Annotated in this window: 10 protein-coding genes; 4 read left to right on the plus strand and 6 right to left on the minus strand. The window is 68.3% G+C overall.

Annotated features, from left to right (window positions below; translation table 11 throughout):
- The first annotated feature begins 203 nt into the window (after window positions 1-203).
- Window positions 204-1376: a glycoside hydrolase family 76 protein gene (locus ACIBK4_RS24445; RefSeq protein ID WP_398997472.1), complete on the plus strand. Its 1173-nt coding sequence runs from the start codon at window positions 204-206 to the stop codon at window positions 1374-1376.
- A gap of 2 nt (window positions 1377-1378) precedes the next feature.
- On the opposite strand, the gene ACIBK4_RS24450 is transcribed toward ACIBK4_RS24445, so the two are convergent.
- The 4 genes from ACIBK4_RS24450 to ACIBK4_RS24465 form a co-directional block, all read right to left on the minus strand.
- A complete protein-coding gene (locus tag ACIBK4_RS24450) occupies window positions 1379-2410 on the minus strand; it encodes a LacI family DNA-binding transcriptional regulator (RefSeq protein ID WP_398997474.1) in 1032 nt (343 codons plus the stop codon).
- 93 nt (window positions 2411-2503) lie between these two features.
- Window positions 2504-3799, minus strand: a complete 1296-nt coding sequence (locus tag ACIBK4_RS24455) for an ABC transporter substrate-binding protein (protein WP_398997476.1) — start codon at window positions 3797-3799, stop codon at window positions 2504-2506.
- 80 nt (window positions 3800-3879) lie between these two features.
- Entirely contained in the window at window positions 3880-4794 is a 915-nt protein-coding gene (locus ACIBK4_RS24460) for a carbohydrate ABC transporter permease (RefSeq protein WP_398997478.1), read from the minus strand.
- Complete coding sequence (locus ACIBK4_RS24465; protein WP_398997480.1) at window positions 4778-5647, minus strand: carbohydrate ABC transporter permease; 870 nt, start codon at window positions 5645-5647, stop codon at window positions 4778-4780. The genes ACIBK4_RS24460 and ACIBK4_RS24465 overlap by 17 nt, the downstream gene beginning before the upstream one ends.
- A gap of 321 nt (window positions 5648-5968) precedes the next feature.
- Between ACIBK4_RS24465 and ACIBK4_RS24470 the strand changes: the two genes are divergently transcribed.
- Window positions 5969-7558 (plus strand): glycoside hydrolase family 125 protein, encoded by a 1590-nt coding sequence (locus ACIBK4_RS24470; protein ID WP_398997482.1) that lies wholly within the window; start codon window positions 5969-5971, stop codon window positions 7556-7558.
- A 382-nt stretch (window positions 7559-7940) separates the two neighbouring features.
- On the opposite strand, the gene ACIBK4_RS24475 is transcribed toward ACIBK4_RS24470, so the two are convergent.
- Window positions 7941-8687, minus strand: coding sequence for an SDR family NAD(P)-dependent oxidoreductase (locus ACIBK4_RS24475; protein ID WP_398997484.1), 747 nt, complete (start codon window positions 8685-8687; stop codon window positions 7941-7943).
- 92 nt (window positions 8688-8779) lie between these two features.
- On the opposite strand from ACIBK4_RS24475, the gene ACIBK4_RS24480 reads away from it, so the two are divergent.
- Window positions 8780-9388 carry a TetR/AcrR family transcriptional regulator gene (locus tag ACIBK4_RS24480; protein WP_398997486.1) on the plus strand — a complete coding sequence of 203 codons (609 nt, stop codon included), beginning with the start codon at window positions 8780-8782 and terminating at the stop codon, window positions 9386-9388.
- 64 nt (window positions 9389-9452) lie between these two features.
- Here ACIBK4_RS24480 and ACIBK4_RS24485 read toward each other — a convergent pair whose 3' ends face one another.
- Window positions 9453-11117: a glycosyl hydrolase family 28 protein gene (locus ACIBK4_RS24485; RefSeq protein WP_398997488.1), complete on the minus strand. Its 1665-nt coding sequence runs from the start codon at window positions 11115-11117 to the stop codon at window positions 9453-9455.
- Window positions 11118-11406: 289 nt separating this feature from the next.
- On the opposite strand from ACIBK4_RS24485, the gene ACIBK4_RS24490 reads away from it, so the two are divergent.
- Complete coding sequence (locus ACIBK4_RS24490; RefSeq protein ID WP_398997490.1) at window positions 11407-12945, plus strand: acyl-CoA carboxylase subunit beta; 1539 nt, start codon at window positions 11407-11409, stop codon at window positions 12943-12945.
- Window positions 12946-12980: the final 35 nt, after the last annotated feature.

The following is a 12980-nucleotide window of genomic DNA, read 5'->3' on the forward strand; positions in this document are numbered from 1 at the left end:
CTGCTTCGCCGTGTGGGGCCGGACGAACTCACCTGTGGAAACGTAACCATCGTGCAGGTTCCAACAGCGCAGCCGCATCGTCAATGGTCCGGACCAAAATGTCCCGGGAGTGAACTACCCGTGTCGTCCGATGCGTTGACGACCTCTTGAGTCGATGACAACGTTTCCATCATCGGCACCAACCCGCACCCTTGGAGGCCTCCATGTCGCTGCGTCCCTCCCGGCGAATGATGATCGGCTCCGGCCTGGCCGCCGCCCTGACGGCGACGGCCGCCACCCCCTCCTTCGCCGCCGAACGCCCAAGCCCCGCACGGGCGTTGTCCCGCGCCAAGACCACGTACGCCGCACTGAGAAGACACTTCGACGCGACCGACGGCTCGGGGCTGGTCCGCGAACAGATCCCGGCAGCGGCCGGCGACAACCCGTACTCGTACGAATGGCCCTTCTCGCAGGTGCACATCGCCGCGCTCGATCTCACCGTCGTGGCACCGGAGTTGGAGCCCGAGCTGGCTCGGCGGGCGGCGGCGCAGGAGCACCACTGGAACGCGGGCGGCGGGACGACGAAGCTGCCTGGTTACGCCTCCTACCCGGTCGCGCCGTACGGGGCGGGCGGGGACATGTTCTACGACGACAACGAGTGGGTCGGGCTGGCGAAGGTCCAGCGGTACCTCCAGACCGGGGATACCGCCGCGCTGGCCCGCGCGAAGGAGATCTTCGCCCTGGTCAAGTCCGGTTGGGACACCGACAGCAGCCATGCCGCGCCCGGCGGGGTCTTCTGGACGCAGGCCGACTGGAGCCACGACCGCAACACCGTCTCGAACATGCCGGGCGCCCAACTCGCCCTGCGCCTGCACCAGATCACCGGCGAGGCCGACTACCTGGACTGGGCCAAGCGCTTCTACGAATGGACGAACGCGCACCTCCAGAGCCCAACCGGCCTGTACTGGGACCACCTTGACCTGCAAGGGACGATTGAGAAGACCGTCTGGTCCTACAACCAGGGCGTGCCGGTGGGCGTGGCCGTGCTGCTGTACCAAGTCACCCGCGACCGCGCCTACTTGCGCGAGGCGGAGCGTGTTGCCGCCGCCGCGTACGCCTACTACGTCACCCAGGGGCGGCTGTTCACGCAGCCCGTGTTCTTCAACTCGATCTTCTTCAAGAACCTGTTGCTCCTGGAGTCGGTGACCGGGAAGGACACCTACCACCGGGCGATGGCCGACTACGCCGACCAGGTGTGGGACACGATGCGTGATCCTTCCACCGGCCTCGTGCACTTCGACTCGGCCGGTGGCACGCAGGCGATCCAGCAGGCGGCCCTCGTGCAGCTCTACGCCGTGCTCGCCTGGCCGCGTGCCAAGTGGCGGATTCTGTACTGACGTTACGGGTGTCCGATCTCCCCGGTGCCGCGTGCGATCAGCTGCACCGGGAGGACGGTCCGGTGGGAGGGGCTGTCGTCGCCGTCGATGCGGTCCAGCAGGATGTGGGCGGCTCGGCGGCCGAGTTCCTCGGTGTCGGAGGTGACGACGGTGACCGGGGTGGGGAGCATGTCGGCGAGCTTGAAGTCGTCGAACCCCACGACGGCGATGGAGACGTGGAGGTCGCGGCAGGCCCGCAGCACGCCCTCGGTGAGGAAGCCCGTGGTGGAGAAGACGGCGGTGGGCGGGTTCGCGGAGGTGAGCAGGGTGCGGGTGGCGGCCTCGGCTTCCTCGGTGGTGCCGCGGCGCAGGGTGACGACCAGGTCGTTGTCGGGCTCGATGCCGCTGCGGCGCAGGGCCTTGCGGTAGCCGCGCAGCCGTCGGCCGGTGCTGTAGTACGAGGGCGCGACGAGGATCGCGATGCGGTGGTGGCCCTGGTCGACGAGGTGCTGGGTGGCCTTGTGTCCGCCGTCCTCGTTGTCGACCAGGACGACATCGGCCTCGGCGCCGGTGGCCGGCCGGTCCACGAAGACGATGGGCACGTGGTCGTGGCCGTTGATCTCGTTGAGGAAGGCGTGGTCGCCCTGGTCGGGGACGATGATGAGCCCGGCGACCCGGCGGCCGATCAGCTCGCCGACGGCCCGGCGTTCGACCTCGGGGTCCTCGTCGGCGGTGCTCAACAGGACTGCGTAGCCTGCCTCGTTGGCGACTTCCACGGCGGCCTTGGCGAGGGAGGCGTAGAACGGGTTGGTGAGGTCGCCCAGGAGCAGCCCGATGGTCATGGAGTTCTGGCCGGGGCGCAGGGAGCGCGCGATCTCGTTGCGCTGGTAGCCGATCGCGGTGATCGCCGCGTTCACGCGCTCGGCCGTCTCCTCGCGGACCGTGCCGATGCCGTTGACGACGCGGGAGACGGTGACGACGGCGACTCCGGCCCGCTCCGCGACGTCGCGCATCGTGGGCCTGGTGTTCTGGCGGTGCGGGGGACGACTGCTCACGTGAGTTGAAGACCAACCTTCCATCGCGTACCGGGGGCCGGGACCGCTCTCAGGATACGTATCGGGTCCCGGCCCGCCGCTCGGCCCGGGACGCTAACTGTTGTTCTTGATCACATCGTTGATCTTGTCGGTCATCGTCTGGAGGTCGGAGAGCGGCTTCTTGCCGTTGAGGATGTCCGGCCAGTAGGCGGTGATCAAGTCGTTCGACTGACTTGCCCACTGGGTGGTGAAGCGCACGCCGATGGTGGTCGGCGTGTTCAGTCCCGCCTTGACGGTCGCCGCGACGGACGTCTGACCGGCCTTGTCGAGGGCGCCGAAGTAGGCGTTCTGGGAGGCGAGATAGGCCGGGGCCGCGACCGGCGAGTCGGGCAGCACCTTGCTCCACACCGTGGAGTCGAGGTACTTGAGGACCTTGAAGGTGGCGTCCGCGTTCTGGGTGTACGACGGGGTGCAGATGCCCACGGCGTCGTAGAGGGTGGCGGGCTTGGTGACCTGGGGCAGGGGCGCGAAGCCGTACTTGATCTTCGGCTTGTCGGTGAGGAACCCTGCGGCCAGCCACTGGCCGCTCCACAGCATCGGGATCTGTCCGGCGGCGAACAGGCCCTGCTGGTTGCTGATGTCGTAGCCGGGCGGCGCGATCGCTCCACTCTTGATTCCGGCGACGACCTTGCTGACGCCTTCGGTGTACGTCGGGTCGATGGTCGTCTTGGTGGGCTGGTGCACGTTGTCCGCGAAGGGCTTGCCGCCTGCCGACAGGGCGTACGTGCTGAGGGAGAACGGGCCGTCCGTGGAGGTCAGCGCGTCGGCGACCAGGCCGTACTTGGCACCCTTGGCATGCAGCTTGGCGGCCGCGTCGAACATCTGGTCCCAGGTCCAGCCCGCGGCGGGCACGGTGATGCCGGCGGCCTTGAAGGCGTCGATGTCGTACCAGATGCCGTAGGTGTTCAGCAGGGAGGGGACGCCGCCTATCTTGCCGTCGGCGGTCTTCCAGTTCTTCATCGTGGACGAGACGAAGCTGCTCGCGCCGAAGTCGCTGGAGCCGGAGAGCCGGGAGGACCAGTCGGTGAGCAGGCCCTGGCTGGTGTACTGCTGCTCGGTGTCGTTGCCGCACCAGAACAGGTCGGGGAGTTTCTTGGCCTGGGTGAGGGCCGCGAGCTTGTCGCTGTAGTTGCCGTTCGGGGTGTCGACCCGCTTGACCGTGATGTTCGGGTCGTGGAAGCCGGTCAGGGCCTGGTCGATGGCCTTGTTGGTGACGGCGGTCTCCCAGGTCATGATGGTGACCGTCGTCCTGCCGTCCGACTGCTTCCCGGACGAGCCGCCGCAGGCCGCCGTAGCGAGCAGTCCTCCCGCCGACAGCAACACTCCGGCGCAACGGATCCATCGTTTCATCGTGGCCTCCTGATACCTGGCTGGCATACGGCTCGCTGGCATACGGCTCGTAGGTGGGTCGGGGTCCAACTCGGCGCCGGTCAGCGCTGGTTGACGGTGCCCAGGGCGCTCAGGCCCTGGATGAAGTAGCGCTGGGCGACGAAGAACACGATCAGCGGCGGGAGCATGTAGAGCAGGTTGGTGGCCATGTAGAGGTTCCAGTCCGGGCTCTGTCCCGCGAACTGGTTGACGAAGGAGGCCATGCCCACGCTCAGCGGCCACTTCTGGGACGAGTACAGGTAGATCAGCGGGTTGAGGTAGTCGTTCCAGGACATCTGGAAGGCCAGGATTGACATCGTTATCCAGGCGGGCTTCGTGATCGGCAGCATCACGCTGAAGAAGATCCGGACGTGCCCCGCCCCGTCGACCTTGGCCGCCTCGTCGATGGAGTGCGGGATCGACAGGAAGTACTGCCGGGCCAGGAAGATGAAGAGCGGATTGCCGCCGAGGAAGGCCGGGACGATCAGCGGCAGCCAGGTGTCGTACCAGCCGATGTCCTTGAAGAGCTGGAACAGCGGGATGATGCCGACCACCGGGGGCAGCAGCATGCTCCCGACGAAGACGTAGAACCACACCTTGCGGCCGGGGAAGCGCAGCCGGGCCAGGGCGTAGCCCGCCATCATCGACGTCATCACGCCGCCGATCACCGAAAGCCCGGTGATGACAACGGAGTTGAGCAGCAGACGCGGGAAGTGGATGACCTTCGGGCCGTCGATGAAGTTCTTGAAGTGGAACTCGTGCGGCAGCAGTTTCGGCGGGACCTCGAAGACCGCCGAGGGGCCCTTCAGCGCGACGGTGAGCATCCACAGGATGGGCAGGATCATCACCGAGCTGATCAGCAGCGCGGTCGCGTACCAGGTTGCTTTGCGTACGGCCCTGCCGGGCGGCTTCGTCGGTGGGGCGGCCGGTGTCGGCGCGGTCGTCGGCGCCCTGGTGACGTCAGGAGACGTGGTCACTGTAGGTCCAAATCGACGAGAAGCGGGCGGTGGCGGCGATCACGACGACGATGACCAGGAACAACACCCACACCTGGGCGGAGGCGTAGCCGAACTGGGAGACCTGCCCGAGCCGGGGGAAGCCGTTGTCGTAGATCGACAGCATCAGGGTCCTGGTGCTGAACCCGGGGCCGCCCTGGTTGTCCGGCGAGAGGATCTTCGGCTGGTTGAACGCCTGGAGGGCCGTCACCATCTGGAGGACCACCTGAAGGATCATGATCGGGCTGATCAGCGGCAGGGTGATCCGGAAGAACACCGTGCGGGGGCCCGCGCCGTCGAGCCTGGCCGCCTCGTACAGCTCGGTGGGGACCGCCTGGAGCGCGGCGAGGAAGATGATCATCGTGGAGCCGACACTCCACAGCATGACGATCACGATCGACGGCATCGCCGAGTTGTCGCCGGACAGCCACTCACTGGTGGGCAGATGGAACCACTTCAACACCTGGTTGGCCAGGCCGACTTGGGGGTTGAACACGAACTTCCAGAGCGTGATCGTCGCCACCACGGGCAGCACGACCGGCAGGTAGCACAGGGTGCGCAGCAGGCCGACGCCCCGCATCCGCTGGTTGCAGAACACCGCCAGGGCGAGCCCGATGATCAGCGACAGCGGCACGTACAGCACGACGAGCAGCAGCGTGGCGCGCACCGAGGGCCAGAAAGACGGGTCGGTGGTGAACATGCGGTGGAAGTTGTCCAGGCCGACGAACTTCGGGTCCGTCAGGCCGTTGTAGGTGGTCAGCGCGAAGTAGCCGGACCGGAACAGCGGATAGACGACGAACGCCGTGAAGCCGATGAGCGCCGGCGCCAGGAACACGTACGCGGCCAGGGTGTCCGAGGACCGCTTCGGCGATCGCCGCCACGGGCGTCCGAGTCGGCCGGGACTCCCTCTGCCGGGCGGCCTGTCCACGGGCGGTACGGCGGTTCGCGTCTCTTGGTGCGGAGCGGCTGTCACACGCGCTCACCTTCTTCCTCCGAGGAGTTGACGATCACTCGGATCACGCGGACCCGACCGTCTGGTGGTCGTCGGCCCGCTCAAGGTAACGTTTCCATTCCCTGGCGATCACACGGTGGCGCACGCCACATGAGGGAGTCAAGAGGCGCGATGGTAACGTTTCCCGGATCAACATCCGGAACAGTGTGGGCAGTTCCGGAGTCGCTGAGCATGCTGGGGCGGCGGCTGGCCGGTGAGTTGCGGGGTGGTCCGGCGGGGGCGATTGTCGAGCGGTGTCTGAGTAATACGTGGGCTACGGCGATGAGTTGGGGGGCGGGGTCGGGCGGGGTGCCGGGCGGTTCGGCGGGCGGGGTCGTACGCGGCCCGGCGCGCGGATTGTCGAGCGATCTGTCGGGTGGGTTGGCGGGCGGAGTGTCGAGCAGTCCGGTGGGCGGGGTGCCGGAGGGGCTGTCGGACGCGTTGTCTGCGGGCCTGTCGGCCGGGCATTCGGGTACGTTGCCGGGGGCCCCGTCAGTCGGAATGTCGGACGTGTTGCCGCAGGGTCTGTCGGCCGGCGCGTCGGACGCGTCGGCGGAGGTCTTCGTGAAGACCGGCGACATTCCGGCGATGTGGCTGCGGGACAGCACGGCGCAGGTCCGCCCCTATCTCGCCGTGGCCACGGACCCGGAGGTCGGTGACGTCCTGGTCGGGGTCTCGCGCCGCCAGATCCGCTGCGTGCTGCTCGACCCGTACGCCAACGCCTTCAACGACGGCCCCACCGGCGCGCACGGCGAACCCGGCGATCTGCCCACGCCGGGTGACTGGGTGTGGGAGCGCAAGTACGAACTCGACTCCCTCTGCGCGCCGTTGCAGCTCGCGTACGCGATCCGGCGGGCGACCGGCCGCGAGGATCATCTCGACGAGGCGTTCCACCGCGCGGCCCGGCAGATCGTACGGCTGTGGCGGGTGGAACAGTCCCACCACACGCGGTCGCCCTATCGGTTCGTCCGGCCGTCCGGGCCCTTCGCCGGAGACAGCCTGCCTCTCAACGGCCATGGTGCGGCGGTCGGTTGGACCGGGATGACATGGTCCGGCTTCCGGCCGAGCGACGACGCGTGCGCCCACGGCTACCTGGTCCCGGCGAACGCGCTGGCGTCGGCGACCCTGCACGGGTTGGCCGAGCTGGCGGCGGCGGTTCTCGACGACACCGAACTCGCCCATGAGTGCTGGCAGTTGGCCGATGAGATCGACGCAGGGATTCTGGCGCATGCGGTGACCGAGGTCGACAGCGACTCCGTCCTCGCCTACGAGGTCGACGGCCTCGGCGCGACGCTGATGTGCGACGACGCGAACCTTCCGAGTCTGCTGAGCCTTCCGCTGAGCGGCTGGTGCGCGTCGGAGGATCCGCTGTACCGGGCCACCCGGCGCTTCGCGCTCTCTGAGTTGAACCCCTCTTATTTCAGCGGGAGTTACGCGTCCGGGATCGGCAGTACGCACACGCCGGATCGGCACATCTGGCCGCTGGCGATCGCCACGGCGGGCCTGACCGGCAGCGCGGACGAGGCGGCTCGCGCCCTGGAGACCCTGGCCGCCACCACCGCCGGTACCGGTCTGATGCACGAGAGTTTCCATGTCGACTCGCCTGGTCGATTCACCCGGGACTGGTTCGGGTGGGCGAATGCGATGTTCTGCGAGCTTGCGCTGGAGGTGTGCGGGGGCGGGGTGCGGCATTTCTTTCCGGTGCATCCACGGGCGTTGCCTGGTGGGGCGGGGGCGGGTGGCGGCCTTGCGTGACACTGCGTCAGTCACCTGCCGGTGGGCGAGCGTTGGCCGCGTGCGTTTGAAAGAGCACGCACTGGGCGGCGACTTCGACCGCCGAAGGCGACTGTGCGGTACGGGGCTCAACTCATCGCCGGGCGCAAGACCGGTGGACCAGGGCCGGCGCTCTCTACTCCTGGACGTTCGACGAGGGCGGCGAACCCAGCCGTTCCGGCCTCCTTGGCGGCGAACCTGGTCGTACGAGGTGACGCTGGGGGTGCTGGGCGACCCTACCGGCGGAAGTGATGTCGCCCCTCCGTGTCCAGCCCGGGCGTACTGCACGCATGCTCGTGCCGGCCACGCGAACTGTCGCGGGCGACGACTCGCCCGCGACAGTTCGGGACTCCGGGTGGCGGGGTCAGAACTGGTTCTCGCCGCCGTTGACGTGCAGGGTGGTGCCGAGCACGAAGCTGCTGTCCGCGGAGGCGAGGAAGGCCACCGCGGCGGCGACCTCCTCCGGGCGCCCCCTGCGGCCGATCGGCACTCCCGCAGCGAGCTCCGCCTTGACTGCGGCCGCGTTCTCCTCGCCGATGGCGAGGTCGACTCCGGGGGTGTCGATCGCGCCCGGCGCGACCGTGTTGACGCGGATGCCCCTGCCCTTCAGTTCGTTGGCCCAGGTCCGCGCGAGAGACCGCATCGCGGCCTTCGACGCCGCGTACAGGCCGAAGGCCTCCCGGCCGTCGTCGGCGCGGATGGAGTCGTTGAAGATCACCGAGGCGCCGTCGTTGAGGAGCGGCAGCGCCTTCTGCACGGTGAGCAGTGTGCCCCGGACGTTGACATCGAACATTTGGTCGAACTGTTCCCCGGTGGCCTGCTCCAACGGTGCGAGCGTGGCCATGCCCGCGTTGGCGAAGAGCACGTCCAGACCCCGGCCGCGTTCACGGACCGCGTCGTACAGCCGGTCCAGGTCAGCCGGCTCCGCTACGTCGCCCGGCACCCCAGTGACCGCGGAACCGATCGACTCCACGGCCCGGTCGAGCACGTCCTTGCGTCGGCCGGTGATGAACACATGGGCACCCTCGGACGCCAGCCGCGCGGCGGTGGCCAGGCCGATTCCCGTACTTCCGCCGGTGACAACGGCGGTCTTGCCTTCCAGCTGTCCCATCGCTTGAACTCCCGAAACTTAGATACCGATCGGTGCAGAATGGAACCGTAGCACTTCTGCACCGATCGGTATCCAGGACGTAGGATGGGGTCATGGAGATCACCCCGAAAGCGCCGATCGGTCGGCCGAGAGGCTTCGACGCCGACGAGGCCCTGGAGCGAGCGATGACGGTCTTCTGGGAGCAGGGCTACGAAGGCGCCAGCCTGACCGACCTGACCCGCGCCATGGGCATCACCCGCAAGAGCATGTACGCGGCCTTCGGCAACAAGGAGGAGCTGTTCCGCAAGGCCCTGGAGCGCTACACCGACGGTCCCGCCGCCTATGCGGCCCGCGCGCTGGAGAAGCCGAGCGCCCGTGAGGTGGCCACGGCGTTCCTCGCCGGCGCGGTCAACACGACCACCCGCCCCGACTGCCCCGCCGGGTGCCTGGGTGTGCAGGGCTCGCTGGCCGCCGGCGACTCCGGACGGGCGGCCCAGGATGCCCTGATCGCCTGGCGCGACGACGGCCGTACTCGCCTCCGGCACCGGTTCCAGCAGGCCGTCGACGAGGGTGATCTGCCCCCGGGCGCGGACCCGGAACTGCTCGCCCGATACCTCATGACCGTCGGGAACGGCATCGCCGTCCAGGCTGTCGGCGGTGCCACCCGTTGCGAACTCCAGCGGGTGGCCGACGCGGCACTGCGGAACTGGCCACCCGTCTGACAGCAGGTGCCCGTGGGAGCGTGCCGCGCCACCCGAAGCGAGGAACCGCGCCCACATTCTGAACTCAGGGCGTGATGGTCAAACTGCCGTAGTCCGAAAGGTTGGTGAGGTTGGCCTGGCCGAGGGTGGTCGCGCCGGTCGTGCTGCCCGGCATCACGATGTGGCTCAGGGCCACGCCCGAAATGGGCGCGCCGGGAAGGCCGTTGACGCGTGCGGCGGTCGTACCGGCGTTGCGGACACGGACGTTGGAGATCGTGACGCCCGTAACCGGGCCGATGCCCGCCGTGCTGCCGGTCATCATGGCGAGCCAGGTCCGGTTGCCGTCGTTGCTGAAGCTGAGCCGCTCGATGTCGATGTCGTCGAACTTGAGGTTCGTCGCGGCCGCCGTCCCGTACTTGTGGTGGACGCCGATGCCGACGGCCGCGTCGTAGACGACGACATGCTGGAAGGTGACCTTGTTCTGCGACTCGTAGACGCCCTGGCCGACCTTGACGCCGTAGCAATAGGTCCAGGAGACAAGGTCGTTGAAGGTGACGTTGTCGAGCGGGCGCGGGGTGCCGGGGACCGAGCTGTAGATGTCGGCGCCGGCCGGCCAGGTCTTGGTGCTGAACGGATCGTCGAGGCCGATGCCGATCGCGTGGTCGACGGTGACGTTCGTGGACTCCATGACGTCGATGCCGTCGTTCTCGCCCATGTCGAACCTGTTGAACAGCTTGATGTCGCGGAAGGTCAGGTCCGAGGAGCGCAGCGGGATGACCGCCCAACTGCTGGACTCCCGGAAGGTGATGCCGTCGACCGTGAAGCCGCTCGTGTAGATCGGGGCCAGGAGGTTCACGCCGAGGATGGAGGGCGCGAGCGCGGCCTGGCCGTTGCCGTCGATGATGCCTCGGCCGTAGATCTTGATGTTCGTCGAGGAGTAGCGGGTGGAGATGAACCACGTGAGGTCGCGGCCCTGCGAGGTCTTGTGGCCGGTCACCACGTAGTGGCTCACCTCTCCCGTGTAGCGGAGCACCGCGCCGGGGGCGAGGTAGAACGCAAGGTTGCTGCGCAGGTAGAGGTTGCCGAGGGTGTAGACGCCGGCCGGGACGTACACGATGCCCTGCGTGCCGTTTGCGGATCCGTACGCGGCGGCGTCATTCAGAGCATTCTGGAAGGGAGTTGTGGTGTAAGCGCCGGTGTTCGGCTGGGCCGAGTAGGGCGCGCTCTGTACGTTGAAGATGCCGGTGCCGCTGGTCGCGGGGCGGTTGGTCTCGGCCGGGTCGGCGGCGATGACCAGGTTGGGGCGGCCGTCGAGCTTGACGATCAGGTACTCGTCGTTCTGGACGGTGAAGGTCAAGGTCGGGCCACTGACCGTTCCCGTGATGCCCAGCTTCTGCGGGCTGATGCTGTACGCGCCGATGTCCGTGTTGTTGAGCTTGGTCACGGAGATGGTGGCCGTGCCTGCGCCGAGGGCGAGTTGGGCGATGTCGTACCCGGTGTACTTGGTGACCGGCACCGAAGTGCCGTTGACGGTCAACTTGTAGTCGGTGGACGCCGGGTAGATGGAGGGGACCGGGTACGCCGACACGGTGCCCGCCGCGGCCCGTGCGGGCTGCGGGGTGCCGAAAAGTGCCGCGACGGCGAGCAGGAGGGCCGTCAACACGAGGGCCAGCGCGCGCAGTTCACGCCTCTCGGTTCCGTCGGCCGCGGTCAACAGCCGTCGGTCGGCCGCGATCAACGGCCGTCTCATCGACGATCTCATCCGGGGTCCTCCTGTGGTCACATCGGTGGGGGCACGTAAGACGGGATGGAAACGTTGCCAGTGACATGACCACACTAATGGTCTGGACCGCAGACGCCTACGTGCTGTACTCGCCGACCCTCACTCCCTTGTCACCACAGGACGAACCTCCGTCGCCCGGGACTCAACTCCCGCAAACAGAACGGCGATCCCTCGGTCCGCTCCCGAATCGCTGCCATATTCGAGAACCACTTCGGAGGTGGCTGTGACGCTAGAGGCGACAACATCCCTGACGGCAGTGACAGATACGGCGGCGGACCGCACCGCCGGACGCATCGCCGACCTGGACCACCGGCGGACACAGGCGGTCGCCACCGCCGCGCCGAGAAGACAGGGCGCTCTCGGTGCGCGGGAACGCATCGAACGGCTGCTGGACCCGGGCTCGTTCGCGGAGACGGGCGCCTTCGTGCGGGCCCGAGCCGTCGGCGACGGCGCCCAACGCCCTTACGGCGACGGGGTCGTGACCGGGTACGGCACGGTCGACGGGCGGCCGGTCTGCGCCTTCGCCCAGGACTCCACAGTCTTCGGCGGCAGCATGGGCGAGGCCTTCGGCGAGAAGACCGTGGCCCTCATGGAGCTGGCCCTGAAGACCGGCTGCCCGGTCGTCGGCCTCAACGACTCAGGCGGCGCCCGCATCCAGGAAGGCGTCAACTCCCTCGCTCTCTACGCCGAGTTGGTGCGCCGGAACGTGAAGGCGTCCGGGGTGATCCCGCAGATCTCGGTCGTCCTGGGCCCGTGTGCGGGCGGTGCCGCGTACTCCCCCGCGATCACCGACTTCACCGTGATGGTCGACGGCGCGTCGCACATGTTCGTCACCGGGCCCGACGTCATCGAAGCGGTCACCGGCGAACGCACCACCGCCGAGGAGCTGGGCGGCGCCCGCACCAGCAACTCCGTGAACGGCAACGCCCACTTCCTCGCCGCCGACGAGGGGGACGCGCTCGACACCGTGCGCGATCTGCTGTCGTACCTTCCCGCCAACAACCTTGAACGGCCGCCGGAGTTCGCGCCCGGTTCGGTCGCCGACGGGGCACCGCTCGACGAGGTCGTGCCCGACCGGCTCGGGCAGGCCTACGACATGCGGGACATCCTGCACGCGGTCGTCGACGACGGTGAACTCCTGTACGTGCAGGAGCTGTTCGCGCCGAACATCATCTGTGCCTTGGCCCGGATCGAGGGGGCGAGTGTCGGGGTCGTCGCCAATCAGCCGCTGCACTTCGCCGGTGTCCTCGACATCGACGCCTCGGAGAAGGCCGCGCGGTTCGTGCGGTTCTGCGACGCGTTCGGCATCCCGCTCCTGACCTTCGCCGACGTGCCCGGTTATCTGTCCGGCGTCCACCAGGAGCGGGGCGGCATCATCCGGCGCGGCGCCAAACTCCTCTACGCGTACGCCGAGGCAACCGTCCCGAAGGTCACCGTGGTGGTGCGCAAGGCGTACGGCGGCGGGTACGCGGTGATGGGTTCCAAGCATCTCGGCGCGGACCTCAACCTCGCGTGGCCCACGGCCCGGATCGCCGTCATGGGTGCCGAGGGTGCCGTGGGTGTGCTGCACCGGCGTCAACTCGCCGCAGCGGCCGACCCGGAGGCGCTGCGGGCCGACCTGGTCGCCGCGTACGAGTCGACGCACGGGACGCCGTACCTGGCCGCCGAGCGCGGGTACGTCGACGACGTGATCGCTCCGCGCGACACCCGCGCCCATGTCAGCCGCGCGCTGCGTGCCCTGCGCGGCAAACGCGCCCCGATGCCGGAGCGCCGGCACGGCAACATCCCGCTCTGACCGCCCTGTTCACCCTCTCCAGCTGACACCGCGTT

Source organism: Streptomyces sp. NPDC050528 (assembly GCF_044457795.1).
Classification (GTDB): Bacteria; Actinomycetota; Actinomycetes; order Streptomycetales; family Streptomycetaceae; genus Streptomyces.

Coding starts and splice junctions, on each gene's coding strand:
- ACIBK4_RS24480 (WP_398997486.1), top strand. CDS start 8,780: ATGGAGATCACCCCGAAAGCGCCGATCGGTCGGCCGAGAGGCTTCGAC.
- ACIBK4_RS24475 (WP_398997484.1), bottom strand. CDS start 8,687: ATGGGACAGCTGGAAGGCAAGACCGCCGTTGTCACCGGCGGAAGTACG.
- ACIBK4_RS24485 (WP_398997488.1), bottom strand. CDS start 11,117: ATGAGACGGCCGTTGATCGCGGCCGACCGACGGCTGTTGACCGCGGCC.
- ACIBK4_RS24445 (WP_398997472.1), top strand. CDS start 204: ATGTCGCTGCGTCCCTCCCGGCGAATGATGATCGGCTCCGGCCTGGCC.
- ACIBK4_RS24455 (WP_398997476.1), bottom strand. CDS start 3,799: ATGAAACGATGGATCCGTTGCGCCGGAGTGTTGCTGTCGGCGGGAGGA.